The organism is Rhodohalobacter sulfatireducens, assembly GCF_022012475.1.
GTDB classification, from domain to species: Bacteria; Bacteroidota; Rhodothermia; order Balneolales; family Balneolaceae; genus Rhodohalobacter; species Rhodohalobacter sulfatireducens.
The window spans coordinates 420,053-446,103 of sequence record NZ_JAKLWS010000001.1 but is presented as its reverse complement, the minus strand read 5'-3'; the positions used below and the strand labels follow the sequence as shown (position 1 = coordinate 446,103).

22 protein-coding genes are annotated in these 26,051 nt (G+C 45.9%); 6 read left to right on the top strand and 16 right to left on the bottom strand.

Annotated features, from left to right (window positions below; translation table 11 throughout):
• Positions 1 to 176: 176 nt before the first annotated feature.
• Positions 177 to 722, bottom strand: a complete 546-nt coding sequence (locus tag L6773_RS01920) for a YfiT family bacillithiol transferase (protein ID WP_237852150.1) — start codon at positions 720 to 722, stop codon at positions 177 to 179.
• A gap of 83 nt (positions 723 to 805) precedes the next feature.
• A complete protein-coding gene (locus tag L6773_RS01915; RefSeq protein WP_237852149.1) occupies positions 806 to 2,524 on the bottom strand; it encodes a SulP family inorganic anion transporter in 1,719 nt (572 codons plus the stop codon).
• A gap of 159 nt (positions 2,525 to 2,683) precedes the next feature.
• Here L6773_RS01915 and L6773_RS01910 point away from each other — a divergent pair, with 159 nt between their 5' ends.
• The gene (locus tag L6773_RS01910; protein WP_237852148.1) at positions 2,684 to 4,228 is read left to right on the top strand and encodes a class I adenylate-forming enzyme family protein; all 1,545 of its coding nucleotides are present in this window, start codon (positions 2,684 to 2,686) and stop codon (positions 4,226 to 4,228) included.
• Positions 4,229 to 4,704: 476 nt separating this feature from the next.
• Complete coding sequence (locus L6773_RS01905; RefSeq protein WP_237852147.1) at positions 4,705 to 4,860, top strand: hypothetical protein; 156 nt, start codon at positions 4,705 to 4,707, stop codon at positions 4,858 to 4,860.
• A 773-nt stretch (positions 4,861 to 5,633) separates the two neighbouring features.
• On the opposite strand, the gene L6773_RS01900 is transcribed toward L6773_RS01905, so the two are convergent.
• Positions 5,634 to 7,616 carry a glycoside hydrolase family 3 protein gene (locus L6773_RS01900; protein WP_237852146.1) on the bottom strand — a complete coding sequence of 661 codons (1,983 nt, stop codon included), beginning with the start codon at positions 7,614 to 7,616 and terminating at the stop codon, positions 5,634 to 5,636.
• Between the two features lie 157 nt (positions 7,617 to 7,773).
• On the opposite strand from L6773_RS01900, the gene L6773_RS01895 reads away from it, so the two are divergent.
• The 4 genes from L6773_RS01895 to L6773_RS01880 all read left to right on the top strand — a co-directional run bounded on the left by L6773_RS01895 (position 7,774) and on the right by L6773_RS01880 (position 13,280).
• Positions 7,774 to 9,300: a nucleoside hydrolase-like domain-containing protein gene (locus L6773_RS01895; protein ID WP_237852145.1), complete on the top strand. Its 1,527-nt coding sequence runs from the start codon at positions 7,774 to 7,776 to the stop codon at positions 9,298 to 9,300.
• A 156-nt stretch (positions 9,301 to 9,456) separates the two neighbouring features.
• A complete protein-coding gene (locus L6773_RS01890) occupies positions 9,457 to 10,908 on the top strand; it encodes a nucleoside hydrolase-like domain-containing protein (protein WP_237852144.1) in 1,452 nt (483 codons plus the stop codon).
• Between the two features lie 36 nt (positions 10,909 to 10,944).
• Positions 10,945 to 12,471: a hypothetical protein gene (locus L6773_RS01885; protein WP_237852143.1), complete on the top strand. Its 1,527-nt coding sequence runs from the start codon at positions 10,945 to 10,947 to the stop codon at positions 12,469 to 12,471.
• Positions 12,472 to 12,965: 494 nt separating this feature from the next.
• On the top strand, positions 12,966 to 13,280 hold the full coding sequence (locus L6773_RS01880) for a hypothetical protein (protein ID WP_237852142.1): 315 nt from the start codon (positions 12,966 to 12,968) through the stop codon (positions 13,278 to 13,280).
• Between the two features lie 4 nt (positions 13,281 to 13,284).
• On the opposite strand, the gene L6773_RS21655 is transcribed toward L6773_RS01880, so the two are convergent.
• The 13 genes from L6773_RS21655 to L6773_RS01820 all read right to left on the bottom strand — a co-directional run bounded on the left by L6773_RS21655 (position 13,285) and on the right by L6773_RS01820 (position 26,004).
• Entirely contained in the window at positions 13,285 to 13,476 is a 192-nt protein-coding gene (locus L6773_RS21655; RefSeq protein WP_369431023.1) for a zinc ribbon domain-containing protein, read from the bottom strand.
• A 44-nt stretch (positions 13,477 to 13,520) separates the two neighbouring features.
• Positions 13,521 to 14,015, bottom strand: coding sequence for a cupin domain-containing protein (locus tag L6773_RS01875; protein WP_237852141.1), 495 nt, complete (start codon positions 14,013 to 14,015; stop codon positions 13,521 to 13,523).
• 269 nt (positions 14,016 to 14,284) lie between these two features.
• Positions 14,285 to 15,031 carry a carboxymuconolactone decarboxylase family protein gene (locus L6773_RS01870; protein WP_237852140.1) on the bottom strand — a complete coding sequence of 249 codons (747 nt, stop codon included), beginning with the start codon at positions 15,029 to 15,031 and terminating at the stop codon, positions 14,285 to 14,287.
• A 20-nt stretch (positions 15,032 to 15,051) separates the two neighbouring features.
• Positions 15,052 to 16,707 carry a carboxylesterase/lipase family protein gene (locus L6773_RS01865; RefSeq protein ID WP_237852139.1) on the bottom strand — a complete coding sequence of 552 codons (1,656 nt, stop codon included), beginning with the start codon at positions 16,705 to 16,707 and terminating at the stop codon, positions 15,052 to 15,054.
• A 233-nt stretch (positions 16,708 to 16,940) separates the two neighbouring features.
• Positions 16,941 to 17,399, bottom strand: coding sequence for a nuclear transport factor 2 family protein (locus L6773_RS01860; RefSeq protein ID WP_237852138.1), 459 nt, complete (start codon positions 17,397 to 17,399; stop codon positions 16,941 to 16,943).
• A 50-nt stretch (positions 17,400 to 17,449) separates the two neighbouring features.
• The gene (locus L6773_RS01855; RefSeq protein ID WP_237852137.1) at positions 17,450 to 18,616 is read right to left on the bottom strand and encodes an aldo/keto reductase; all 1,167 of its coding nucleotides are present in this window, start codon (positions 18,614 to 18,616) and stop codon (positions 17,450 to 17,452) included.
• Positions 18,617 to 18,795: 179 nt separating this feature from the next.
• On the bottom strand, positions 18,796 to 20,184 hold the full coding sequence (locus L6773_RS01850; RefSeq protein WP_237852136.1) for a PQQ-dependent sugar dehydrogenase: 1,389 nt from the start codon (positions 20,182 to 20,184) through the stop codon (positions 18,796 to 18,798).
• Between the two features lie 167 nt (positions 20,185 to 20,351).
• Positions 20,352 to 21,383 (bottom strand): SMP-30/gluconolactonase/LRE family protein, encoded by a 1,032-nt coding sequence (locus tag L6773_RS01845; protein WP_237852135.1) that lies wholly within the window; start codon positions 21,381 to 21,383, stop codon positions 20,352 to 20,354.
• Between the two features lie 141 nt (positions 21,384 to 21,524).
• Positions 21,525 to 21,989 (bottom strand): nuclear transport factor 2 family protein, encoded by a 465-nt coding sequence (locus L6773_RS01840; protein WP_237852134.1) that lies wholly within the window; start codon positions 21,987 to 21,989, stop codon positions 21,525 to 21,527.
• 181 nt (positions 21,990 to 22,170) lie between these two features.
• A complete protein-coding gene (locus L6773_RS01835; RefSeq protein ID WP_237852133.1) occupies positions 22,171 to 22,767 on the bottom strand; it encodes a flavodoxin family protein in 597 nt (198 codons plus the stop codon).
• 28 nt (positions 22,768 to 22,795) lie between these two features.
• A complete protein-coding gene (locus L6773_RS01830) occupies positions 22,796 to 23,950 on the bottom strand; it encodes an aldo/keto reductase (RefSeq protein WP_237852132.1) in 1,155 nt (384 codons plus the stop codon).
• Between the two features lie 61 nt (positions 23,951 to 24,011).
• Positions 24,012 to 24,995 carry an aldo/keto reductase gene (locus L6773_RS01825; protein WP_369431066.1) on the bottom strand — a complete coding sequence of 328 codons (984 nt, stop codon included), beginning with the start codon at positions 24,993 to 24,995 and terminating at the stop codon, positions 24,012 to 24,014.
• A gap of 109 nt (positions 24,996 to 25,104) precedes the next feature.
• The gene (locus L6773_RS01820; RefSeq protein WP_237852130.1) at positions 25,105 to 26,004 is read right to left on the bottom strand and encodes a helix-turn-helix domain-containing protein; all 900 of its coding nucleotides are present in this window, start codon (positions 26,002 to 26,004) and stop codon (positions 25,105 to 25,107) included.
• Positions 26,005 to 26,051: the final 47 nt, after the last annotated feature.

The following is a 26,051-nucleotide window of genomic DNA, read 5'->3' as shown; positions in this document are numbered from 1 at the left end:
CCCTACAAATTGGGCAAAAAAATACCTACATGGCCCCATTCCATTAATTGGGATAGTATGAGTGAGATTCAGACTGACTTGATGGTCGTTAATCCAAAATTTCACACAGCAATATCATGAAAGTAAATGTTCAATCGGAAGTGATGATTCTTCCGAAATCACATTCACTCTTATCATCAAAACTGTCCGGCTGACTCCAATCCCTGTTTGATATGAGCCAAATGATGACGGCAGTGCCACGCATACAAGCCAAGCATAAAAGTCAACGTTAGATCGCAACCCTGCTCAGGATGAAAGAGCTTTCGTTTGAAATCGTCTTCACTCATCGATTTCAGTAGAAGAGTCCAGCGTTTGTGTAATCCATCCAGCAGAGATAGTGAAATTGAGATGGGAGCTTCGGAATCCGCAAGTTCGGCCCACATCTCTTCATGGTATGGTTTGATGGCCGGAACCTCTTCCGTTAGTGCAAGTTTGAACCGAATGATTGAATTCATGTGGCTGTCGGCAACGTGATGTACCACCTGCCGGATTGTCCAGCCATCCGGGCGATATTTCCAATCCAGTTCCTCCTCCGAAAGGTTTTCTGTGATCTCCCTTACTTTTGAGGGAAACAATTCAATAGTATCAATCCATTCTGAAATCTGCTCTTTTGAGACATCTTTCGGAACATTCAACTTTCCGACGGGGTAGCGGAGGGATTCGATGTCGACGGATTCGGCCATGTGCATTCAGTTTGTTGAAGTTTTCAGAAGGGTCTTAGAATATATCAGATTTCAACTTTTTAAATTTAAATATCGGCGATTTTTTAAACCAAATGAGATTCTTCTTCCTTCTCATCGGTTAAACTCTCAACGGCTTCATTGATATCCACATAAAATCTTTCGGGGCCTATGGTATCGTCGAGGCCAGACCGCTGAAACATATCACGAACAGGACCTTTCACCCCCGTAAAAATCACCTTAATGTCTCTCTCTTTGTAGCTGCTGACTAAATCTTTGATGCCTTGCACGGCACTCGCATCCACTTCATTGATTCCAATGGCATCGATAATAATCTGGTTCAGTTTTTTGCCGCTTTCCAGTTCAAGTTTCTCCAACTGTTCTTTAAAGTAAGGGATATTTGCAAAGTAGAGGGCTGCATCAACCCTAACGATAATTGTATTGGTCTGAGTCAGGGCTTCGGGATAGCGATTCAGGTCCCGGTAGGTATCGGTTTCGGGGATGCGACCCAGCATCACAATATTCGGGTATGTACTTCGATGAATCACAATGACCAGTGAAATGAGTACCCCCACTCCAATACCTTCGAGTATCCCCAGCAAAAGAGTGGCGAAAAAAGTGATCATCATCAGGGCAAGCTCTCTTTTTCGTACTCGCAGCAGAAAACGAACTTCACCCAACTCAATAAGCCCGGGAACTGCCGTAATGATAATTGCCGCCAGCACCGCATTCGGTAAATAGTAGATGAAGGAAGTAAAAAACAGGAGCATCAACAAAACAAGCAATGCGCTTATCAAAAGAGAAACCGGTGATTTTGCATCATTTTCGGAGTTCACGGCCGTCCTTGAAAAGCTGCCGGCAACCGGGTATGCATTAAATACCGACCCAATCATGTTGGCAAGCCCTAGACTGAACAGCTCCTGGTTCGAATCAACTTTATAGTCCGTTTCCGGCCCTGTCATCGCCTTTGCAAGCGCAACGGATTGCGTGAACCCAAGAAATGCAACGGCAAGAACCGTAGGAAGAATATTCCAAAAGGGGATATCAAAAAGAGCAGGAAGAGCCGGTGTCGGAAAGCCGCTTCCAACGTCTCCTGTGATACCGACCCCCATTTCATGAAGACCAAAGAGCCAAACGGCAAATGTAGATAACACTACAGCAATCAGGTGTGCCGGTAATTTTGGGCGGATTTTTTGGATGATCAGAATCAATACCAGCGATCCCAAACCCAGGGCAAATGTGGGAAGATGAATTTGGCCGATGTTTTGGTAGATATCAGCGATTACAACGATTACATATTTGCTCCCCTCCAGGTCGATGCCTAACAAGTTGCCGGCTTGGCTGAAACCGATTATGAATGCTGCCGCTGAAGTAAAACCGCTTAATACAGGATTTGACAAAAAATTCATCAAAAAACCTAACCGGGAAAGCCCCATCAAAAACTGGGTGGCTCCAACCATCAGTGCAATGCCCAATACAATAGCGATATATTGTTCACTTCCCTGCTCGGCAATTCCACTCACACCGGTTGCTATTAGTATGGATATGATAGCAACCGGCCCGATACTTAACTGGCGGGATGTGCCGAATATGGCATAAATCATCAGTGGAATGACGGACGCATACAGACCATACGTTGGCGGCAGACCGGCGAGAAGAGCGTAGGCCATACTCTGCGGAATAAGGATAACTCCAACAGTAAGGCCTGCACGTAAATCGTTTTGGAAGTCCGGGTAATTGTAATTCCGGATCCAATCAGTAACAGGAACGAAACGGTTTAAAATTGATTTTTCCCGGTGTTTCATCTGCTATTCAGATACAGTTTAGTATTTAACCAAAGCAAACCGTTTTCTGATATTTACATTAAATGAATTACAAACAATTACTATTCATTCCATCTGTTAAGAGTAGTAAATGATTGTGACTCTTAAAATTAAAATCTGACTGATATCAAGGTATGACTGATGCAAATAACGAAATATTGTAAAAAAGCGGTAGAAAATTATCCAAACCGTCCGGCGACTGTCGATTTGCAAACAAACCGTCAAATCAATTGGCAACATTTCATAAAGCGTGTAAGTAAACTTGCCGGGGCACTTCTATCGTTGGGATTGAAGAGGGATGATCGCGTAGCGGCTCTGACCTGTAACAGCGCCGTTCACCTGGAATATTACTTTGCAACCATATGGGCCGGTGGAATTTTTGTGCCCCTGAACACTAGATTAACGTCGCATGAAATCAGTCGTCTTTTGTATGATTGCCGTGCAAATATTTTGGTTGCAGATGATCACACCTATTCAAAGTTGGATGAGTCCTCTAAACCTGAGCACACCATCTTTGCCGGGAAGAGCTGTACACCTGATGGATGGATTGACCATGAATCCTTTTTAAAATCCGGTAAACCTGCAACCGACAAAAATCGTGGCGGGGAGGATGTAGCTACGATTCTCTATACCGGCGGGACAACCGGTCAACCGAAAGGAGTAATGCTGACCCACAACAATATCATCAGCAATTCACACTCGGCTTTATCCATTTTGGATGATGGAAAACCCTGGAGATATCTGCATGCCGCACCGATGTATCACATAGCCGATTGCCAGTGGAATCTCGGAGTTACGATGATTGCAGGCACGCATCTTTTCCCGGAAAAATTTGAACCCGATCAAGTTCTCTCCGTGATTGATCGCTTCAGGATCACTCACACAGCTTTGGTACCGACGATGATCAAGATACTCTGTGATGTACCGAATATCGATTCGTATGACCTCTCCAGTCTAAGAAAAATCAACTTTGGCGGTTCACCGATCTCTCCTCAACTTATTAAAAGAGCCAGGGAAACATTTCCGAAGTGTGAATTCATCCAGGGATATGGAATGACGGAAACCTCACCGAATATCTCCATGCTGCAGGACCGATACAACACCCCGGGCAATCCCAAAATTGAATCAGCGGGCCGGCCTGTTCCCGGAATGAGCGTAAAGGTTGTTGATGAGAATGGTGAGGAACTGTCGCGAGGAAAAATAGGGGAGATCATCACAAAAGGGCCGCACGTGATGGCCGGATATTGGAATAACCCAAAAGAAACCGAAAGGACGATTCGAAACGGTTGGCTGCACACCGGGGATCTGGGATATATGGATGAAGATGGGTTTATCTATATCGTGGATCGCCTGAAAGATATGATCATTACCGGCGGGGAGAATGTCTATTCAACCGAGGTAGAAACAGCCATCAAAAAACTGGACAAAATCAATTCCTGTACGGTTATTGGCATTCCGGATGATACCTGGGGTGAGGCGGTTTTTGCAATCGTCGTTCCAAACTCAGGCCAAGAGATAACTGAAGAGGAAGTCATCTCTCATTGCCGGAAATATATCGCTGGTTATAAGTGTCCAAAATCAGTTGAAATCCGCCGAGAGCCGATGCCGACGAGCGGGCCCGGCAAGATCTTAAAACGAAAACTACGCAAACCTTTTTGGCCGGATGATGAGCGACAGGTGAGTTGATGTAAATTTGATGCAAAAATTCGAGAGGAGTGTCCCCCTTCGATGTTCTGTTTCGGGACATGGTTTTACACAGATAGCGCACGCGTCCTTGGGTAACGAAGCTTTAGTGTAGTTCAATCGCTTGTGCTCCCAGCAAGGGCTTCAACTAACACAGGTGTTCATTTTGGCTTGACCCAAAACGAACCAAAAGGTCAAGGCTGCGAAAGAATTTGCGGCGGTCACTGAATCTCTGCTACCTTTTATCAATGGTCCATCGCGCTTATAGATTGTAAACCAAGGTAAGAGCCGGTATGATAAAAGGTCTCCGCAGATCTTCAGGTTCCCTCAATCCGCCAATTCTTTCGAGGCCGAATTTCATGAATGCTTAAGAACGTCATTCTATCTTCTGACCGGGAATAGCGGGTCCCGAGGCTTAGGGGTTTGGGTACCTTTTTTCACATAAAAAAGGTACGACCACTTAATGGGAGTAGATTTAGGTGAGGCTACTTTTAACACTTGCATTAGATGGTTTAGCGAAAAAAATGATGGATGGAATCTTTAACTGGCTGGCTGAAATGGAAGCTGGAGGTTTCCCGAGGGGTCGGGGTGTGGTGGCTGATGGTTCAGCGTTGTGCCTTTCAAATGACTCATAGTTCATTTTGGCTTGACCCATTCCGACAATATCGGGACCAGCAAAGCTGGACCAAAAGTTCAAGGCCAATTTCTTTTTTCTGCACTTTCGAACAATATGAAATAGCGCAAGCGTCCTTGGTCAACGAAGCTTTAGCGTAGTTGACTCGCTTGTGCTCCCAGTAAGGGCACCCAATGGCACAAATGCTCACCGAAGCGTCAGTTGAGCCGCCCACCGGCCGTATCGCCCAGAGAAAGTGGACCAGCCGGATATTCTCATAAAAACGATTGATAGCTTTGAAGTTGAAATTTCTCCTAACCCTCCAAAAGGATAGGCTATTGCTTTCTCTGATGCCCTTTTACTCATTTAGAGTCTCAATCTTTTCTTCAAATAATAACAGTCATGGGTCTCCCACTGGTGTTGGTTTGGCAAGTGAGAAAGGAAGCCGGAGCTTCCATAGTTCCGTTGTGAAGGAGGACCTTCGCAACGAGTAAAGCTCTGCTTCCTTTCACATGATAAAATTTGATTACTGAATCCCATCTCGTCCATTCAAGCAGAATGGACTGAGGGGATGGAGCTGTGGATACGAAAACAGTCGTCGGTACAATTCATGACTGCAGTGGACACAGAGGATGGTGCTGAGTTTACAAATTCTCAACCAATTGCCGCAATTAATACATTTTTAAGGTTTTTACACAGGCCATGACCTTCGGAACGAGTTAAAGAATCTCAATGACCAACGAACTCGAACCACAACCACTAACTACCAACTACCAACTACCAACAATTTCAATTTTACTCTTCATAACTCAACCCATACCCAAACGGAAAAAGAGGATCTTCCGAATCAAACGGGACATCTTCTTTCTGATTCAGTACTGCCTCCCATGACGACGGCATCTCAAACGGTAGTTTCCCGGTTGGATTGAACTCACCAAAGAGCAGATCAAAAATAGCTTCGTTGCTTGCACCGAAATTGGCTACAATAGCTGAAGCAGACTCAGCCAACTCAGGAATCACAGCCGGCCTGGAAAGATAGGTGGTAATGACCGTCGGCTTCTGTCGAATGATCTCCATCACCGGGGCCAGTTCTTCTTCGGTATAGTATAACCGGCCCATCGGAAATAGATCCATCCCGGCAAAACTTCCCATCTCCGGATCTTTGGGAGCCTCAAGGTTCAGAATGGCCACATCGGCTTCCTCAACAGTTTCAACCACTTGTCCATATTGAGAGGCAACCTCCAGATCCAAATTTTCAATGTAAATCCTGGTTCCCTTTTGAAGCGGAAGAATGGGGGATCCGTTGACGGTTTGATTTGTCAAAAGTACTTGCGATCTCAACTGTGATTCATACCCCAATTGAATCGCTTCTTCGGTACCGGTTAGCTCAGATACATGATCAACATCCACATACGGCTCATCAAACAGCCCCAACCTGAATTTCAGGGCAAGTAACTTTCGTACGGACTGATCCAGCCGTGATTCAGGAATGCTGCCTTCCTCCACAAGCTGCACCACAAGTTCCGGTGTTGATTCACCACCAAACTGATCCACACCGGCATCCAGTGCTTTTTTTACCCGCAGTACAGGAGATAGATTTTCAACTCCGTAATTTTTCGTGCCGGCAAACTCAATGATTTCGCCCAAAGGATATCCCAAAATGGTTGTCTCGTTAATCAGTCCCCAGTCTGTACAGACAATTCCCTCATACTGGAGTGAATCCCGAAGCAGATCGGTAATGATCTCCTCGTTGAAAGCAAATCCTACCTCTTCGCTGGTCTGCCCGACAGGCACGCCATAGTAGGGCATAATTTGTGAGGTTCCGGCTTCAAACGCCGCTTCGAACGGAATCAGGTGATAGTCGAAATTATCTCCCGGGTATACCTGGTCTTTTCCGAAGCGAAAGTGCGCATCCCAACCATCGTCCTGCGGGCCACCGCCCGGAAAGTGTTTGGTCATTGTAGATACGCTTGATGAGGTAAGTGAATCTCCCTGGAAACCGTGTACATAGGCGGCGGTGAGTTTGGCAGCCAGTTCAGCATCTTCCCCAAAGGTACCGTTAATGCGTGCCCATCGGGGATCGGTAGCTAAATCAGCCATCGGGTGAAGAGCCGTGTGAATACCAACCGCTCGATATTCCTGTGCCGCGATTTCACCAAAGCGGTGGACAAACGCCGAATCGCCAATTGCCGCAAGGCCGATCGGTTCCGTCCATTTGGAAAATCCTTCGATATTAAATCCAATAGTAGCCAGTTCCATGGTAGTGTGGCGAGGATCAGAGCTGATGGTAACCGGGATTCCCAATCGAGTTCTCTCAGCAAGCTCTTGTACCCTGTTTTGCCACTCTGCAAGAAGTTCTGCTTTGGGCACGGCAAAAAGGTTAAAGAAATTCATCTTCTTTTCCAGGATAGCCACTTCCAGGGGTAATGTATTCATAATGTTGAATACACCTGCAAAATTCCCGTCCGAACCCACAGCCGCCGGACTGTGAAACATCAACCCGGCTTTCTCTTCAACAGTCATCTGTGACAACAGATCTTCCACCCTGAGTTCAACAGGCTGACGAAAATCTTCATATGGATCCAATTCTCCGTTCTTGTTTAGATCCCGAAACCTCTCCCCATCAAGGATTATCCTGTCAGCCGGAGGACCGGCTATTTCCATAGCTGTATCTATTTTACTGGTTTGATTGAAGTAGAAATAGCTCACCAAGCCAACAATCAGAATCACAAGTACCAGCAAAAAAACCCCGATAAACTTTAGCACTTTTTTAATCATAGTTCTCTCGTGTTTAGATATTGTTTCACGATTTTGCTTATTTATAATTTAAGTCGTTTTTATAACAACTTGAACCATCTCCCTTTCTATTACTTTGAAGCGGGATGAGTTTTTATCAACCAAACCAACAACCACGACCTAAACAGGTAAAATAATCATGTCGAATCATAACATGAGTGCGAAACTTCCAATCTATAATTTTCTGACTGTTTTTATTTTAGCGTTTTTCATTCACATAAACCCGGCTTTCGCTCAACTTGAGTTCGAAGAGATTCCCCTCGAAAAACCGCGGGTTCTTGTACTCACGGACATTACCAATGAGCCCGACGACCAGGAATCTCTCGTTCGGTTTCTCTCCTATGCCAATGAATTTGATATCGAGGGTTTTGTGGCAACTACATCAAACTGGATGAGGGATGAAGTACGTCCGGATGTAATTCGTGAACTGATCTCATCATACGGTGAAATTCATGATAATCTTGAACAACATGCACCCGGATATCCTGCAGAAGAGTACCTGATGGAACGAGTTACGGCTCACCTTCCCGTGTATGGAATGAGAGGTGTCGGGGCCGGGAAAAGCACAGAAGGTTCCCGCCATATTATTGATGTAGTGGATAAAGCGGATAACCGCCCGGTTTGGGTGACAGTCTGGGGCGGGGCCAGTGCACTGGCACAAGCGCTATGGGAAGTAAGGGAGATGCGAAGCCCGCAGGAAGTGGATGAGTTTGTATCCAAAATGAAAGTCTATACCATTTCCGACCAGGACGATTCCGGAATCTGGATTCGGGACAACTTTCCAAACCTGTTTTATATCAACAGTCCCAACGAACCGGATGGAGGGCAATGGTATCATCGTGCAACATGGACCGGAATTGCGGGAGATGAGTTCTATCAAAATGGACCCGGACATAAGTTTGAACTGGTTGAAAACGAATGGCTCCGCGAACATGTGATGGAGAATCACGGGCCGCTTGGCGCTCAGTACCCCGAGCACCATTTTATTATGGAGGGGGATACGCCGTCTTACCTTGGGTTGATACGCAACGGGCTTGGATGGGCGCTGAGTCCCGCTTACGGTGGTTGGGGCGGACGATATCAATATACTCAAGTATTCGGTGAAAAGAGTCCGCTCTGGACAAATGGCCGTAACTCCCGCGACCGTGTAGTTGCCGATGACGGAAATGCGTACGTCTCAGACCAGGCAACCATCTGGCGATGGCGGGATGCTTTTCAATACGACTTTGCCGCACGAATGGATTGGGGCATCATGTCATACGAAGAAGCCAATCATAATCCTGAAGCGGTGGTCAACGGACACGAAGGCAAGAATGTGTTGAAGGTGCAGGCATCTCCCGGAGAAACGATTACACTTGATGCATCCGAAAGTTCCGATCCGGATGGCGATCAACTCTCCTACAAATGGTGGGACTATCCGGAAGCCGGTACGTTAAGCCGCTGGTGGACCTTCTACTGGACCGACAGGCACCCCGGGGATACGGAAGTATTAAATCCGAATGAAGCCGTTACTGATATTACCATCCCGTCAAATTTCTTAGAAGAAGTTCCGGGTCGTTCGCCTGAGGAAAACAACATTCACATTATCTTAGAAGTAATTGATGATGGTGAGCCGCAGTTAACATCGTATCGAAGAGTAATTATAGAAGTTGTTGAGGAGAATTAAAGTCCCCTCTCGAGAGGGGATTTAGGGGTGTGTTAGTCCCCTTGGAAGGGGGCAAACGACCGAAGCGAGTTGAGGGAAGACACCCCTCGCCCCCGACAAGCCTGTCGAGGGCACTCCCCTCAAGGTGAGATTATCTCTTGAAATCAAAAAAACATTATGAAAAAACCAATACTGACTTTATCGTTTTTAGTTTTAATAATTTCTTGCAACTACGAATGGCTACATGCACAACCCTCGAATGAGCAACGCCATCGGGTGATTGTTCTTACGGATATAGAAGCCGACCCTGATGATACTCAATCATTAGTCCGACTGCTTCTTTACTCAAACCAAATTGATATTGAAGGCATCGTTGCAACCACTTCGGTCTGGAAAAAGACAAGTATCTCACCTGAAACCATTTTGAAGGTTATTAACGCCTATGGAGAAGTCCAATCCAATCTCAGCCGGCACGAAGAGGGATATCCTACAGTACAAGAGTTGTTAGCCCTGGTAAAAGAAGGTTTGCCGTCATACGGAATGACAGGTGTGGGTGAGGGAATGGATTCGGAGGGATCGGAGTGGATCATTGAAACACTTGAAAAAGAGGATGACCGGCCGCTTTGGATAAGTGTCTGGGGTGGCGTGAATACACTTGCACAGGCATTATATAAAATCAGGGATACCTATACAGAAGAAGAAGTGGACGAGATGATTTCGAAATTACGGGTCTACACGATCTCCGACCAGGATGACAGCGGGAACTGGATTCGAAATAATTTTCCGAACCTGTTTTATATCGTGAGTCCGGGTGATGATTATGGAAGTGCAACCTGGAGTTCCATTAATACCTATGTGGATGGAATCAACAATGATGAAATCAGTAATCGTTGGTTTGCAGAACACGTTCAGCAAGATCATGGACCGCTTGGTGCTGTTTATCCTGATGTGGCGTGGGGAGTCGAAGGAGATACCCCAGCATATCTCTCCTTGATACCAAACGGACTCAATGTTCCCGATCGGCCTGATTGGGGAGGCTGGGGCGGCCGTTATGAACTTTATCAACCGGAGTTTGAAACCATCGGAGAAGGCGGCTCGGATGTTGTGGCGAAACCCGAAAACCGTGAAATCTGGACAAATGCTTCGGATTCATATACACCCTATATATTCGATAACTATGGCCGTGCAGTTGAACAAGCCGATACTACATTCACGGGAAATAAAGTAACTCTGTGGCGCTGGCGGGATGACTTTCAAAACGACTTTGCAGCACGGATGGACTGGACAGTCAAATCATATGAAGAGGCGAATCACCCGCCCGTACCGGTTTTGGAAACCCCAAATCAAATAACAGTTCAATCTGGCGAAAGTTTTACACTGGATGCACGAAATTCATATGATCCGGATGGCGATAACCTCAGCTTTTTGTGGTTTCATTACCCGGAAGCAGGCTCATATGATGAGTTGATACCCGTTCCCGGTGCTGAGAATGTGTATCACGTCAATTATACAGCGCCGGAAGTAGATCAACCTGAAACCGCGCATATCATTTTGAAAGTAACGGATAAGGGAACACCGGCTTTAACAAGATATCAACGCATAATTGTAAACATTATGCCATCGCAGTAAACTTCTTTTCATTTAATAACCGGAAACAGATAGAAGATGGATAAAATAAAATTTCAAGAATATCGCTCATTCAAAACCTATTTTTATCAGAATGCAGGATTGCAATTTTTAGGACACCTCATATCATACACAGTTCTGATTGTTATCTCCTTCACAACATTCCATCAGGCAGCAATTGCCCAAAACCACCAAGAAGAAGCCGTTCGACCCTATCACGATCATCCCATGTATTGGCAGTATAAGGGCGAGCCCGTGATGTTGATCGGGGGAACGGATTCAGATAATGTTTTCCAGTTGCAGTACCTGGAACAGCACTTGGATGATCTTGCAGCTGTTGGCGGCAATTACGTCAGAAATACGATGGCATTCTCCCGGGCAGAGGATGCCTGGCCGTACCAGGTGAATGAGGAGGGAAAGTTTGACCTGAACCGCTTCAACCCGGAATTTTTTGAGCGGTTTGAGCAACTGCTCCAATTGGCCTTTGAGCGTGATATTATTGTCCAGGTAGAGATCTGGGCAACCTGGAATTATTATATGGATGGAGGAGAAGGATACCCGAAAAGAGGGTGGAGCCGGAGTCCGTTTAATCCCATCAACAACATCAATTATACCGTTGAAGAATCCGGACTGCCGACTGATGTTGATTATTCAAAAAGTGAATATCCGGGGGAGCATTCTTTTTTCTATACCCGCCCGTCGGAACTGGATCTGGAAATTGTGCGAGAATACCAGGAAGCTTTTGTGGATAAAATCCTGGAGATTGCCTTTCAGTACCCTAATGTGTTGTACTGTATGAATAATGAAGTGAATGAGGCACACTCCTGGGGACGATACTGGGCACAATACATTCAGGACAAAGCCGAAAGGGAGGGAATTAACGTTCAAACTGCAGACATGTACGACATCAATGCGCTTACTCATCCACGTCATCGTGAGATTTTAGATGATCCGGCCTATACTTATGTGGATATTTCACAAAACAATTTCCATACCGGGGAGGTGCATTACGAACTTGTCCGATATCTTCGTGAATACAGTTTTGACGGCCCCCAAAAACCGTTGAATAATACAAAAATATATGGGGGTTTTTGGACCTATGATGAGGGTGGAGAGGATGAAAGTGTAGCCCGGTTCATGAGAAACCTGTTTGCCGGTTCTGCATCCATGCGATTCCATCGAAGAGACGCAGATCCTTATGCTGAGCTTCGCAACTACTACGGCCTTGGCCTTGGGGATGAGGCGAAAGCTGTGATTCAGAGTACAAAAATGCTTCTCGATAAGGTTCAGCCCTGGAACCTTGAACCAACCTACCATCATTTCCTGGACCGCAGCCGTAATGAGGCTTATATCATGGCTGACCCTGGAAATTCGTATGCTATCTATTTCACCAACGGAGGCGGAGTAGATCTCGATCTCAGGGAGCGGTCCGGCTCATTCACTGTTCAATGGTTGGATATTATGAACTCCTCCTGGGTTGATGAGTCTCAATTTGAAGCCGGTGAATTGAGAGAAATTGCGGCTCCCGGTGACGGTCATTGGGTAGCTGTCATTCAGCGGAGATGAGAATTTGAACCCGTCAGGCCGCTGTCTTTGCGGTCAGACGGATAAATACTAATTTTTGAGGTTACCAACCACCCATCGAATGATTTTTAATTGTTTAAATCAAGGTTAAAGAGAGCCAGAATCTCAACCTCATTGCGCTTGGCTGCTGCCTTTTTAACCATAACCAGATGGACTCAGAAAAAGCAGGGAGCAACAGGCGAGTGTGATTGTTACTGACTCTCCCAACCAATAAATTGATCACTGCCTGTTAATTCTAAAGAGACACTCCTATCTGATTTCTAATGAATTATTTTGGGGAAATCTATTAGAAAGTCAGTTTGAGCCCGCCTGCATTAAGATTTCAGAAAACAGGCTCTTCACCCCGAAGTGTCGAGTTCAAGCAGCTGGAGAGCGCAATATTCAAGCTTATTATCTCGAACTGACGTTAATTAAATAAGCCAACTATTATTTTTATTTTATCACAACCAAAATTAACAACAACTTACGTGATATCTATGGACCATAATGAAATAACGAATGGTAATCAGCTGATTAAAGATTTTATGGGCGGCACTATTAAAGTAGACCAGGATGATGTGAAAGACATTCCACTCGCATTTTTAAAGGGCAGTGATCTGAAATTTCATCTTTCCTGGAAATGGTTAATGCCGGTAGTTGTAAAAATAGAAGAAGAGGAAGGTCACAGCGTTCGCATTGAAGGCCAACGTTGCAGCGTTACAGGCGAAGATGACACCTACGATTCCGAAGCAGATTCCAAAATGGAGGCTATCTGGAAATCCGTTGTGGCTTACCTCGAAGCTGAAAAATAAGCTTTTATAAGCTTGTGGATTGATTAGCGAAGAGGTCGAGAATATCACCAAGTGTACTCATAGCAACTTTGCAGAACCCCTTGAATCTGCATTTGGTACATGTTAACACTGTATACTTTTTAGCCTGAATATTGAAGAATTTTGAAAAAACATCTCCTGTAGCTGTAATTGGTTTTTGTTTCTTCCTTTCAGACAATTCCTATTTGATAGATTAGGTTCTGAACAATTTTGAAATGGAAACTACCTGATGCTATCATATTCTTCATCCGTTACCGGACCTGCCCATTGAGCTCCGCCTCTATCAAGATTTGGACCGATGGCCGTATGTGTCATGGAATGTTCATGAGAAGCTCCGTGCCAATGTTTTGCATCTGCCGGGACTTTAATGACATCTCCCTCCCGAATAACTTGAATGGGTTTTCCTTCTATTTGGTGATAACCAGTTCCGTCGGTTACAATGAGAATTTGCCCACCGGGATGGCTGTGCCAGTTCGATCGTGCCTTCGGTTCAAACTTCACCTTACCCCCATTCGTGTTTAAATTATCTTCCGGAAGTACGATCATATTTACCCATACTGTACCTGTGAAATTTCCTCCGGATACCTCATTACCTTCCGGCAGGATGGACGTCATATTATAATGTTCATCGCTATCTGTTTGTGCCATTGCCTGGAAAGCAGGCATTAGCAAAAAAACGATTACTAAAATTGCAGGAATTGATTGATTAAGATTCATATCTGATGGTTGAGTTTGAATTGTTGTTTGTAAAATCTCCCCTACTTTTTAAGGAGGGGATTAAGGGGTGGTTAATTTCGTCTCGCTGTTCTGTTCCAAGACTAAAAACAAAGCTGCATCGCTTTATTTTACATACTACCAGAAGGCTTAAAACGGAACGCTAAATTTTGATTAGAATGAATCTTTTTCTACCACCCCAAGCCCCTCCTAATCATAGGAGGGAAAGTTCATTTCAAATTCTTGTGTTGGAGTCACATTTAGTAAAAATATTAATCCTGTTCTTGGTTTCTGTTTTCCAGTACGTTATCTAATACAGATTGAGCGATTTCTCCTTTTTCTTCACCAAGTGTCGTTTCGATGATATCCACAAAATGCTGCAATTGGACCTGTGTTAAACCGACATTCAGGGAAAGATTTAAATGGCTTCCCAACATGGGTTCCACGCCATCGAGGCCGCTGAGTATGGAGATGACCACCAGCTCTCGCTGGGCATAGGTTAACACATCCCGCTCAAACAGGTCCGCAAATAGATGCTCTTTGAGGAATGTGTCGATGGCAGGAGCAAATGCTCCGTAACCTGATTGCGGATTACCCCAGTTTGCACCGGTTAACTCATACAGGGTTTCCACACCTCGTTCGTACTTGCTTCGGTCATCATTGATTGGAGAGGCTTCCGGGCCCTGTTCATCTTGAATGCCGTCAGCCTGGCGCTCATCTAAGATCTCCATAAAGGTAGAAAGCCCGCGAATACTACGAGGGAATCCGGCGTACGCATACAGATGCACCATCGACTCTTTGATCTCATTGATTGTCAGGCCGGCATCCAAACCGTTATGCAGTGCAGGTTTTAAACGTTGAAGGTCACCAATGGCGGTGTAAGCTGCTATTGGAATGAGAGTTTGCTGTTTTTCGCTGAGCCTCTGATTCTGTTCTGAGGTTTGTGCTTTCAAATCGAGTGGAAAACAACTGATGGCTACAATTAAACTGAGTAGTAGTTGTGTACTAAATTTTTTCATGTTACTGGTTTATTTGAGGGTTAAATACCGCGCGTTTGTAAACGGTCTCTTAATGTCTCAATGGCCTTTTGAATCACATCCAGTCTTTTTTCTCTGGGATCGGGTTTTCCGACTGTTTCACCGTCGGGTTCAATTTCGAGTATCTCTTCATTTTGGGTATTGTAAACGGCCCATTCAGGTACCCCTTTGCCATTGGGATCACCTGTCTTGGCGAAGTTTGCCCAATAGGTGTTCATCACTTGCGCTAACTCTTGTTCTTCAGTCGTTGGCTCAATATCTCCCCAGCGGGCATCCAGGTTGTTAAACACGTAGGCAACTTCTGATCCGTGTCCGGCACCAAAGCGCATTCGCTCCCGCATCGCTTCCGGCACATAGGAGAACAGATACATGTAAGCCGGGTTACCTTCATCAACAAAAGCTCTTGCTGTCATGCGAGCCGGCTCTCCCCATGCCCAGTCGGTGTTAAACTTTGTGATAACTTCAGCAAACTCTTTATTTCCCTCAGGATCGTATGCAGTTCTCGCCTCATCTTCCAGTTCACTAAAAAGTGAAAACAGTTCTTCTTTTGAACTGCTGTTATTAACAAAACTGCCGCCTATTTCGGCACTTGTATTCCCGATGATAAGTGGAACGTCTGCCTGTCTGTCTGCTTTGTAAGCACTTTCAGCCGTTTCTACCACCAGCTCCCCATCCAGAATTGGGCCTGAATAGGTGCGCGGGCCATTCTCACCATCGGTTTCCTGGCCTCCATCCACAATCTCTTCAACACTCAGATCGCGAAGTTCTGCAAGTGCTTCTTCACCGGTTCCTTCGATTCCCTTTTTACGGGCAAAGTTGATTCCAATGGTTTCAGCAGAAACCGTGTAGAGTGGATCCGCATTATCTTCACGAATGGGTCGGCCGGTAAGAACACCGTCACGACCGCCGCCTGATTCACTAATCACTTTATGAAACTGACCTCTTGCAGCCGGAATGGTCATGAGCGAATGAACAGATACGCCACCGGCAGAGAAACCGAAAATGGTCACATTATCCGGATTACCACCGAATGCTTCAATATTCTCCTGTATCCATTCGAGGGCGGCAATCTGGTCCATATAAGCGTAGCTGCCTTTTGGCTCCTCGGGATGCTCTTCGCTCAATGCAGGAAATGCAAAATGGCCGAGGCGTCCCAAGCGATAATTGATGGTCATCAAAATGACGTCCTGTTTGGCGAATTCCTCTCCTGTGGTTGCACCACCGGCGCCACTTCCGCCCACAAAAGCACCTCCGTGGATCCATACCATCACGGGAAGATTCGAACCCTCTTCAACTCCGGCAGGTTTCCAGATATTCAGGAAGAGACAATCTTCCGATGAACCGTCCGCAATGGTTCCGGGAGCAGCGCCCCATCCGGCCTGCGCACAATTTGCGCCATACTCGGTTGCATCACGCACACCCTCCCAGTTCGATACGGGCTGAGGTGGACGCCAGCGATATTCGCCAACCGGCGGCGCTGCAAAGCGAATCCCTTTGAAGCTTGTAACATCTCCTTCCGTCACACCACGCAAAAGACCGTTTTCAGTTTGAACTGTTGGGGATGTATTGGAATCCGTTTCCTGTGCAACCACAGATGTATGATGAGCCGGCAAATAGCAACTCATGATGATGAATAAACCAAGGATTATTTTTTTCATTTTGATTGGGTTTTAATTTTTAACTGTACTTATATAATCTGGCATGAGTTCGAAACAAGAATGTTTGATATTGTGCTCCCCTCCTGTGTAAGAGCCTGCCCCGATACTTCGGGGAGGGGTTGGGGGAGGGAGAATTCTCCCCTTGAGGGGAGTCCGCCTTTAGGCGGGAGGGGTGTACATCCCCCGAGTTCACACGACATTCGTCGTGCTCACATTCCCCCTTCTAAGGAGGACTAATCATCACCACGAGACATCAGCCTGGTAAACGACAAAGAGCCCAGCTTCCAACCATCGTCAAGTTTCACATACACTTCAGTTACTTCAAATGGATTTGTGACTTCATTCCCGCCAACTTCCGCTATCAGGGTAATCCTGTTTAAAAGGATGGCCGTTTTGTCAATAATATTGACCGATACCTCATGGATATCCGCCTGTTTGTACCAGATCCCCCCACTTTCGATGATAGCGAGTTCACGTTCTGTTCCCCATGATCCACCCATGTGAACAAACTCCGCTTTTTCATGAAAGAGATCCGCCAGGGCCTCCACGTTTTTGTCGGCCATCCACCGCCATTTTTGTTCGGACAAATTGATGATCTCCTGTTCTACACTCGTAACGTTTTCATTTTTCTGTGCCACCGCCTGGGTTGATAGTGCGACAAACAATAAAAGAGTATATATAACTTGTTTCATGAGTTTGATTATTGGTTGATTGATTTCTAATGATCTCTGGTTATAAGTCTTCAATTCTTCGGTGGGGCTTCCACACCGGTCATGTTGAGCACGGGTTCCGGCAGACGCTCTCCCCGTATCTCGATATTACGGACGGCAGCGTTCAGTTCATCAAGTTCAGAATCTGAAAACTGTACCAAAGCTCCCCCGATATTCTGGATCACGTGATCTTTGTTGGTGCTTCCCGGGATCGGAACGATCCATGGTTTCTGTGCTAACAGCCAGGCCAGTGCAATCTGAGCCGGTGCAGCCTCTTTCCGTTCAGCCCAGGTATTGACCAGGTCAACCAGTGCTACATTATGAGCAAGGTTTTCCGGTGAAAAACGGGGCTCAAGACCGCGAAAATCACCCTGGGCGAAGCGTGTATTCTCATCAATCCACCCGGTCAGGAACTGCACGCCAAGCGGACTCCACGGCACAAAACCGATTCCCAGCTTCTCACAAGTGGGGAGTACTTCTTCTTCAGGTCCGCGCCACAACATCGAGTATTCACTTTGAACAGCAGTAACCGGCAATTCCGCGTGGGCACGGCGAAGCGTATTCAGTCCCATCTCCGACATCCCCCAGTGCAATACCTTGCCCTCATCCATCAGCTCTTTGACGGCTCCGGCCACATCCTCAATAGGTACTTCGGGATCAACACGATGCTGATAGAGCAGATCAATACGGTCGGTCCGCAGGCGCCGAAGCATTCCCTCAACGACACGCTTGATGTGCCCGGGTTCACTGTTTGTTCCACGTCCGCGTTCACCCGTTTCAGGGTTGATGTCAAAACCAAACTTGGAAGCTATTTTCACCTCATCGCGAAAGGGTTCCACAGCCTCACCCAGTAGGCGCTCGCACTCAAGAGGCCCATACGCTTCAGCGGTATCAAAAAAAGTGACTCCATTATCGAATGCAGCCCGTATCACTTCAACCATCTCGGGCCGATAGGGTGTCGTTGTTGTATATTTTCTTGCCATGTTCTGAACCCCCATTCCAATACTGGAGACCTCCAGCGAACCGAGCATTCGTTTGTCGTTTATGGATGCATTTTGACTTGATAGACTTCCCGAATTTTTCTTCTCTGATTCTGGCTGTGATTTAAATCCCATCAAAGGTAACGCTGCAAAACCAGAACCGGTCAGTGCAGTTCTGCGCATAAAATCACGGCGACTCATCTTATTTTTCTTATTCATTTTTTCTCCTTTTTTGATCTTTTTCCGGAACACTCTTCCCGATGCTCCTTTTTTAAAAATGCTCTCTCAAACCTACTTTATGCTTAAAGAAAGACTTACTAAAACCTGTCAGGTTTTTGAAAACCGAGTTCTATTTATTTTAAACTTTCAAACCTGACAGGTTTTGTTTTGACAAATATCTACTCACTCTCCCCCGTATACACCACACGCCAGATTCGACCTTTAACGGAGTCAGAAATATAGAGGGCGCCGTCCGGTGCAATTGCGAGGCCCATCGGACGGTGTTCTGCCACACCGGGGCTGGGGATTGGATCTACACCGGCAAACCCATCGGCAAAGGTCTCGTAATCACCCGCCGGAGAACCGTTTTCAAAAGGCACAAATGATACCCTATATCCTCTTTGCGGCAATGGTGCTCGGTTCCAGGAACCATGAAATGCGATGAAAGCACCGCCCTGATAGTGCCCTGGAAAGTGCTGACCGGTGTAAAACAGAAGTACATTTGGTGCCCAGTGACCAGGAAAGGCTACTACCGGGTCGAGAAACTCTGAGCATCGCCCGACTTCCTCTCCATCGCCACCATATTCGGGACTCAAAACTTTTTCTTCCTGCTGCCAGTCATAATAGCAGTATGGCCAGCCTGCATTCGCACCTTCAGTCAGTCTCAACATCTCTTCAGCAGGCAATTCAGCATTATCCTTTTCGGTATAAAGATCCGGCCAGAGTGTATTGAGTTGATCCCGACCGTGCTGCATTACGTACAGGGCGTTGTCCTCATGATTCCAATCAAGGCCCACGACGTTGCGAATCCCTATTGCATAGTGCATGCCGTCATCCTGCTGTGTTTGGCCCAAAGAGTCAGCATGAAAGCGCCAAATACCCGCTTGCCGCTCCAGCTGCGAACATGGATCTTCTCCCATGGAGCCGGGAGTACGTGGTTCTTGCTGACAAGCATTGGATGGAGCACCCACATTTACGTAGAGGTAGCCATTATCGTCAAAAGCAATCGATTTGGAATCGTGAGACTGCTGTTCCGGGAAACCGGTAACAACGATCTCCGGCTCACCTTCGGGAACAAGCGATCCGTCCTCAGGCATCGGCCACCGATAGACGGACTCCGTATTGGAAGCCCAGATATACCCATCGTGGATAGCCATGCCGGTTTCCCACAAAATTCCGCCTCTCATGGGAGTCATATCACTGAAACGCTCAATGATGTCAGCTTTAAAGTCACCTGTGGTATCACGTAATGCAGCGACTCCACCCTCTTCGCTTCGCGTTTTTACATAGATGTCACCATTCGGCGCAACTGCAATGTGGCGCGCCGGCCCGAGACTATCGACAACGACGCTCGCACAAAATCCATCCGGCAGGGTAATGCCTCCATTATCCTCATCGCATACAATTTCTGCACTTGCAAGGTTTTGATTACTGTCGGCCGAAGGACCCCCGCATCCGGCAATGAGCAGTACCGCGAAAATAGACAGAGCTGCAAAAAAATGATCGGTATTTGTGAAACGAGAAAACCTTCTTCTGATCGGGTTCGAAATGTTTTTATTGATATCCATAATATTTATGTCGTTTTAGTATCGTATCGCTGAAAGAGATGTTGGTTTTGTATGATCATTTGAGTCAAGAATTAAGTGTGGAAAAGCTGAGAAAAAGTCCCCTCATTTTTAAGGAGGGGAAATTCAGGTTCCTAATTTTCTGCTATTAAATTGCATATGCTATTTCGTTAATCTAAAGGTACAAACCCGAGCGTACTCTGTGATGTCATCGGGACCACAAGCTGGTTGTTATCTGAATCGTAGCAAATAGAAGCCGCACTTGGAATATTCTCTGCAATCAGTTCGGCCGATTCGCCTGGACGAATTCTGGAAACTCCGCCCTGTCTTACACTGCTGATATACTTCGTTCCGTCCTTCATGATCTCGATTCCATCGCCTCCAGCCTGAACGGCTTGTTCCGTTTTCAGCAGATCACCATCCGGAGAAAAAGTGAGGACATCGGGATTGCCAAAGTTGACTACCACAATATTACCATCGGTGTCTATCGCAATGCCGTTGGGGACATTAATCGGATCGCCCACTATAAATTCAGAATTACTCCCCTCCGGAGAGATTTTCCATACTTTCCAGGATTGCGGGTCACCATCGGGACCGATATCACCGGATTGTGTGGTGTAGATCGTTCCGTCTTCTGCTACAGTGATGTCGTTAATCCAGGGAGATTCTTCGATTCGGATATCTTCAAGAGGAATGCCCGTTTCCAGGTCAAACCGGCGAATGACGGCTATTGATGGATCATCCAGGCTTGTACCGCCATCCCGATCGGCAAAGTAGAGAACGCCATCTGCAATTTCGCTTCCGAGGGGATCATTCAAAACCAGTGGCGGAGATAAATTGCTGCGCTGACCGGAATTCTGAACACCAATCCATTTTGGTGTATGAACCGATCCATCAGAGTTAATCAGCGAAACCCACGCATTATTTACCTGTACATTTTGCCGGTCACCCATGCTTGGCACGATGATTCGTTCTCGTTCCGCATCATAAATACAGCTTTCGGCAGATTGGATGGCTCCGTACACACTTACATTGGGTGAGATCGGTTGAAATTCACCGTTAGAAGTCAGACCCAGAGGATTTCCAACCGAATAGGGCTCCGATTCCTGTGCGGATACCGAATTTGCGAAGAGTCCGACGGTCAGGGTTAATATTACAAGCGAGTAAAGTATCTTTCCGTGATTCATTTTCTTTATCATCATTATCTGTTTTTCTATTAGTGGATGGCTCTGCTGAATCCATCAGACGGCTGGTTTTGCCGTCAGATGGTTAGATTAGGTATCGAAGAACCCGTCTGACCGAAAATACAACGGTCGGACGGGGCAGTTTTTAAAATTCTCTCACTACTCTTCAATGCTATGAGTATCCCGCACGCTGCTAAATGTCAGGTCTAACAGGCTCCAATCTCCGTCTTGGTTTTGATAGACTTCCGTAACCGTAAACTCATTGGATACGACATTTCCCCGAACCTCAGCCTCCAGGGTAATGCGGTTCCAAAGAATCACGGTATCGCCAAACGTTTCTACCACAACCTGGTGCACGTCTGTATTCTTGTACCAAATGCTTCCGCTTTCAATGATTTCGAGTTCACGGTTTGTTCCCCACGATCCGCTCATGTGGACAAATCGTGCATCCTCATTAAATAAGTTTGAGAGCTCATCTACATTCTTGTCAGCCATCCACTGCCATTTCTCCTGGGAAAGATCTTTAATTTCCTCCACAACATCCGCATTTTGGGCGAAGGCAGGTACGCTGATTAAAATTATAAAGAGTCCAATGAGAACTGTTTTTAATTGATTGAATTTCATTGTATTGATGATTTATGAGTTGTGTGATTAATGTTTAGAGGACTTTTCAAAACCCATCAGACGGCTGGTTTTGCCGTCAGATGGGTATCCTATCATCGCTTTAACCCGTCTGACCGCAAAGTCAGCGGTCGGACGGGATAGCATTGCAAAGTTTTCATCCAATTATTTCTTGTTATTTAAACTATTGCATCCCAATATTCCGCAACCACTCAACGGCTTCGGCACGGACTTCTTCTCGTCGATCTCCTTTGATATCCAGGTAGATTCCATCTCGTTCCAATCCGCCTCTGACTGAAAAACTTTCCAGTATCTTTGAATCCGGACAGAGTTCTTCAATTTGACGAATACTGCTTCCCAAACCATAACCTCCATTTGTATTGAATGGGATGACTATTTTGCCGCTCAGATCATACTCATTCAAAAAGCTTTTCATGGGTGGAGGGAGTTGCATTCCCCAAGTTGGAAAGCCAATAAAGATTGTTTCATAATCCTGAATGTTCTCAATTTCAGTTTTTAAAGGAGGTAAATATCCGGTCTCATTTTCCCTGGCAACTTGCGCCACGATTGCATCATAATCCTCCGGGTAGGGAGTTTCCAGTTCGAGTTCAACCATCTCACCGTCAACTTCATCCCGGATCATTTCGGCTACTGCCTCCGTGTTCCCGGTACGGGACAGGTAGACGATGAGTATATCCTCCGAATCGGACTCAACCTGTGCTTTGACAGGGTTTGCCACCAGTAAAAGAATCAGAATCCAAAAAAAGGTAAATCTATTCATAAGCCGCAGGGGCTTTTTTGATATTGGTTTATTGATCTTCAAGAGCGGATGCAAACGACCGAACACCACCTAATTCAATGGCTTCGAACTCTTCCCGAAATTCGTTCAGCTCTTCCGGGGTAAATTCAACATTCAGGGCACCGAGGTTCTCTTCCAGGTGATGAAGCTTGGTTGTACCCGGAATTGGAACAATAAACGGTTTTTGTGCAAGCAGCCATGCAAGAGCAATCTGAGCAGGCGTGGCATCTTTTCGCACGCCCCATTCCCGAACCAGGTTCAGCAGCGCCAGGTTCTTCTCCAGGTTTTCGGGAGAAAAAGATGCAACTGAGTTATGCCTCGAATTCTCAGAAAACCGGCTGTATTCATTAAACTTGTCACCAAACAGTCCGCGTGCAACCGGACCCCAGGGAACAAAACCGATTCCCAACTCTTCGCATGTATCTAAAATTTGATTTTCGGGGAATCGCTCCATGAGGGAATATTGCGTTTGAAGGGCTGCAACAGGCTGAACGGCATGAGCTCGCCGGATCGTGTCCGGTGCCATCTCCGAAAGGCCAAAGTGGAGAGCTTTCCCTTCATCAATCAGATCCCTTACAGTACCGGCAATATCTTCGATGGGAACATTTGGATCCAGGCGGTGGCAATAGAGCAAGTCGATACGATCCGTTTGAAGCCGCTGAAGCATACCATCCACTGCCTGTCGAATGTGCTCCGGACGACTGTTTCGACCAGCTCTTTGACCATTTCTGAATTCGAACCCGAATTTGGTGGCAATGACAACCTCATCCCGAACGGGGGCAAGCGCCTCGCCTACGAGCTCTTCATCTGTAAAAGGGCCATACACTTCCGCCGTATCAAAAAACGTTACGCCCCGTTCCACCGCACCACGAATCACGGGAATCATCTCCTCATTCGGCCGGGGCGGGTTGTAAGAACCAGACTTCATACTCATACATCCCAATCCAATAGCAGAGACCTCAAGGTCGCCAAGCATTCGTGTTTGGACGGCAGATTGAAGCTTTCCGAAATCTTCTTTTGATTCATTCAACGGATTCGCTTTAGACGCTGTCCACGCTAAAGAAGCCAGTGTTAACCCGGCACTTGCACCAGCGGTTTTTTTCAAAAAATCTCGACGGCTGGTTTTGTTTGTCTTTGAATCGATTAAGTCTTTTTCGTTTTTCATGACTTGGTGATCGTATTGATTATTATGAAGGTTTTCGCACTCAATTTTTAGGTCATATTAATTAATTCCCCGTCCGTTCTTCCAGCTCTTTCGGGTACCGTGCCCCTTGAACCTGGATTTTTGACAGGGCTGTTTCGATTTGGTTGAGGTCATTCGAAGTTAAATTAATATCTGCCGCTTCAATATCACTTTTCAGGTGTTCCAGTTTCGTGGTTCCCGGAATGGGGACAATCCACGGTTTTTGAGAAAGCACCCAGGCGATGGCGATTTGAGCTTTTGAGGCATTCTTCTGTTTTGCAATTTCACCCAACAGCTTCACAAGGTCTTGGTTTGCTTTCCGGTTTTCCTTGTTGAATCGGGGTACAATGTTACGAAAATCGTTCTCACTGAATTCTGTACTTTCGTCAATCTCACCGGTCAGAAATCCCTTGCCGAGCGGACTAAACGGTACAAAACCAATTCCCATCTCTTCCAGTGCAGGAAACAACTCATTTTCAGGTTTTCTCCACCACATAGAGTATTCACTTTGAACGGCTGTGACCGGTTGAACGACATGAGCTTTTCGAATGGTTTGGACACCCGCTTCCGACATTCCAAAGTGCTTCACTTTACCCTCTTCGATCAAATCTTTCACCGTTCCGGCCACATCTTCGATGGGTACATCCGGATCAACGCGATGCTGGTAATATAGATCGATCGTTTCTACACCGAGCCTTTTCAAAGATCCTTCTGCGGCCTTCCGGATCTGCTCCGGCTTGCTGTTTAAAACCTGTTTTCCATTGTGATGATAGATGCCAAATTTTGTAGCGACCACTACCTGGTCACGAATAGGCGAGAGGGCTTCTCCGACTAATTTTTCGTTTTCTTGCGGACCGTATGCCTCAGCCGTATCAAAAAATGTGACTCCCCGGTCAAAAGCCGTGCGGATCAGGTTGATCATCTCCTGTTTGTCTGATGCCGGACCGTATCCGTAACTCATACCCATGCAGCCGAGTCCGACTTTTGAAACTTCTAAACTGCTCTCCCCAAGCCGGCGGGTTTCCATGGTCGCTATCATAATCGATCCGTTTTAGATTTAATGTTTAACATCTAAAACAAATATACTGTTGAGACCCCTCAATGAATTACGATTAGCAAACCATCACTTACGAAATTCAAACATTCCTGAATTGCGAAGGGCTTGTGTCCGTATGTTTTTTGAAGAAGTTGCTGAAATGAGTGGCTTCACTAAATCCTAAGGAGTATCCAATCTCTGAAATATCCTGTTGACTGTGCTTCAACAGGATTTTTGATTCCTGGAGCAGGCGTTCGGCTATAAGCTCAGAGGTGGTTTTATTGGTGGTTTGTTTCAGCGCCCGGTTTAGGTGATTCACATGAACGTTCAGTTGTTTGGCAAAATCGGAAGCTGTACGGAGGTTGATGCTTTTATGAGAATCGTTAATCGGGAATTGACGCTCTAAGAGCTCCAAAAACATCGAAGAGATTCGCTGAGATGCATTGATCTCCGTGCTTTGAATGCTTGATGATGGTTCCATCTTCATCGCAAGATGCATCAATTCAAATACTGTGGTTCGCAGGACGTCATATTTGTGTTTATAATCAGACTCAAACTCTTCAAACAACCGTTCAAAAAGCGCTACAGATTTTTCTAACTGTTCGTCTGACAACTCAAATACATGATTTCCGCCGGGCTGAAAAACCGAGTAGTCACTTAAGTCCGCAAATTGATGAAAAAACTGTTTATCAAAAATACAAAAGACTCCACCCTGGACATTCTCTTTTTCAATCCATTTACAGGGAATAAGCGGATTCGAAAAGCTTAACACCTGTTGTTTTGCCTCAAGCACTTTATCAGCATATAGCACTTTGGCTTTCCCCTTGAACAGCATGATTTTGTAATAATCTCTCTTATCATAAGGGATTGGCTCCGGATTATCACCCAAAAAGGGATCTAATGTAAACAGGTCGAAATGCTCATTTACCAATTGAATTTTTTTACTAAATGATCCAAACTTTTGAGTGTAAAAGCTTCCTTTCTTTTCATTTTTTTTCATATCACATTCAATTAAGTGATGCCAGATTGTAAGTTTTGTGAATGCGT

Excerpts from the sequence above, each read along its gene's own strand:
- L6773_RS01910 (WP_237852148.1), top strand. The coding sequence starts at position 2,684 with ATGCAAATAACGAAATATTGTAAAAAAGCGGTAGAAAATTATCCAAAC.
- L6773_RS01850 (WP_237852136.1), bottom strand. The coding sequence starts at position 20,184 with ATGGATATCAATAAAAACATTTCGAACCCGATCAGAAGAAGGTTTTCT.
- L6773_RS01830 (WP_237852132.1), bottom strand. The coding sequence starts at position 23,950 with ATGAAAAACGAAAAAGACTTAATCGATTCAAAGACAAACAAAACCAGC.
- L6773_RS01900 (WP_237852146.1), bottom strand. The coding sequence starts at position 7,616 with ATGATTAAAAAAGTGCTAAAGTTTATCGGGGTTTTTTTGCTGGTACTT.
- L6773_RS01835 (WP_237852133.1), bottom strand. The coding sequence starts at position 22,767 with ATGAATAGATTTACCTTTTTTTGGATTCTGATTCTTTTACTGGTGGCA.
- L6773_RS01870 (WP_237852140.1), bottom strand. The coding sequence starts at position 15,031 with ATGAAAAAATTTAGTACACAACTACTACTCAGTTTAATTGTAGCCATC.
- L6773_RS01880 (WP_237852142.1), top strand. The coding sequence starts at position 12,966 with ATGGACCATAATGAAATAACGAATGGTAATCAGCTGATTAAAGATTTT.
- L6773_RS01825 (WP_369431066.1), bottom strand. The coding sequence starts at position 24,995 with ATGGAAACCCGCCGGCTTGGGGAGAGCAGTTTAGAAGTTTCAAAAGTC.
- L6773_RS01875 (WP_237852141.1), bottom strand. The coding sequence starts at position 14,015 with ATGAATCTTAATCAATCAATTCCTGCAATTTTAGTAATCGTTTTTTTG.
- L6773_RS01915 (WP_237852149.1), bottom strand. The coding sequence starts at position 2,524 with ATGAAACACCGGGAAAAATCAATTTTAAACCGTTTCGTTCCTGTTACT.
- L6773_RS01865 (WP_237852139.1), bottom strand. The coding sequence starts at position 16,707 with ATGAAAAAAATAATCCTTGGTTTATTCATCATCATGAGTTGCTATTTG.
- L6773_RS01820 (WP_237852130.1), bottom strand. The coding sequence starts at position 26,004 with ATGAAAAAAAATGAAAAGAAAGGAAGCTTTTACACTCAAAAGTTTGGA.
- L6773_RS01840 (WP_237852134.1), bottom strand. The coding sequence starts at position 21,989 with ATGAAATTCAATCAATTAAAAACAGTTCTCATTGGACTCTTTATAATT.
- L6773_RS01855 (WP_237852137.1), bottom strand. The coding sequence starts at position 18,616 with ATGAATAAGAAAAATAAGATGAGTCGCCGTGATTTTATGCGCAGAACT.
- L6773_RS01860 (WP_237852138.1), bottom strand. The coding sequence starts at position 17,399 with ATGAAACAAGTTATATATACTCTTTTATTGTTTGTCGCACTATCAACC.
- L6773_RS01845 (WP_237852135.1), bottom strand. The coding sequence starts at position 21,383 with ATGATGATAAAGAAAATGAATCACGGAAAGATACTTTACTCGCTTGTA.
- L6773_RS01885 (WP_237852143.1), top strand. The coding sequence starts at position 10,945 with ATGGATAAAATAAAATTTCAAGAATATCGCTCATTCAAAACCTATTTT.
- L6773_RS01890 (WP_237852144.1), top strand. The coding sequence starts at position 9,457 with ATGAAAAAACCAATACTGACTTTATCGTTTTTAGTTTTAATAATTTCT.
- L6773_RS01920 (WP_237852150.1), bottom strand. The coding sequence starts at position 722 with ATGGCCGAATCCGTCGACATCGAATCCCTCCGCTACCCCGTCGGAAAG.
- L6773_RS01895 (WP_237852145.1), top strand. The coding sequence starts at position 7,774 with ATGTCGAATCATAACATGAGTGCGAAACTTCCAATCTATAATTTTCTG.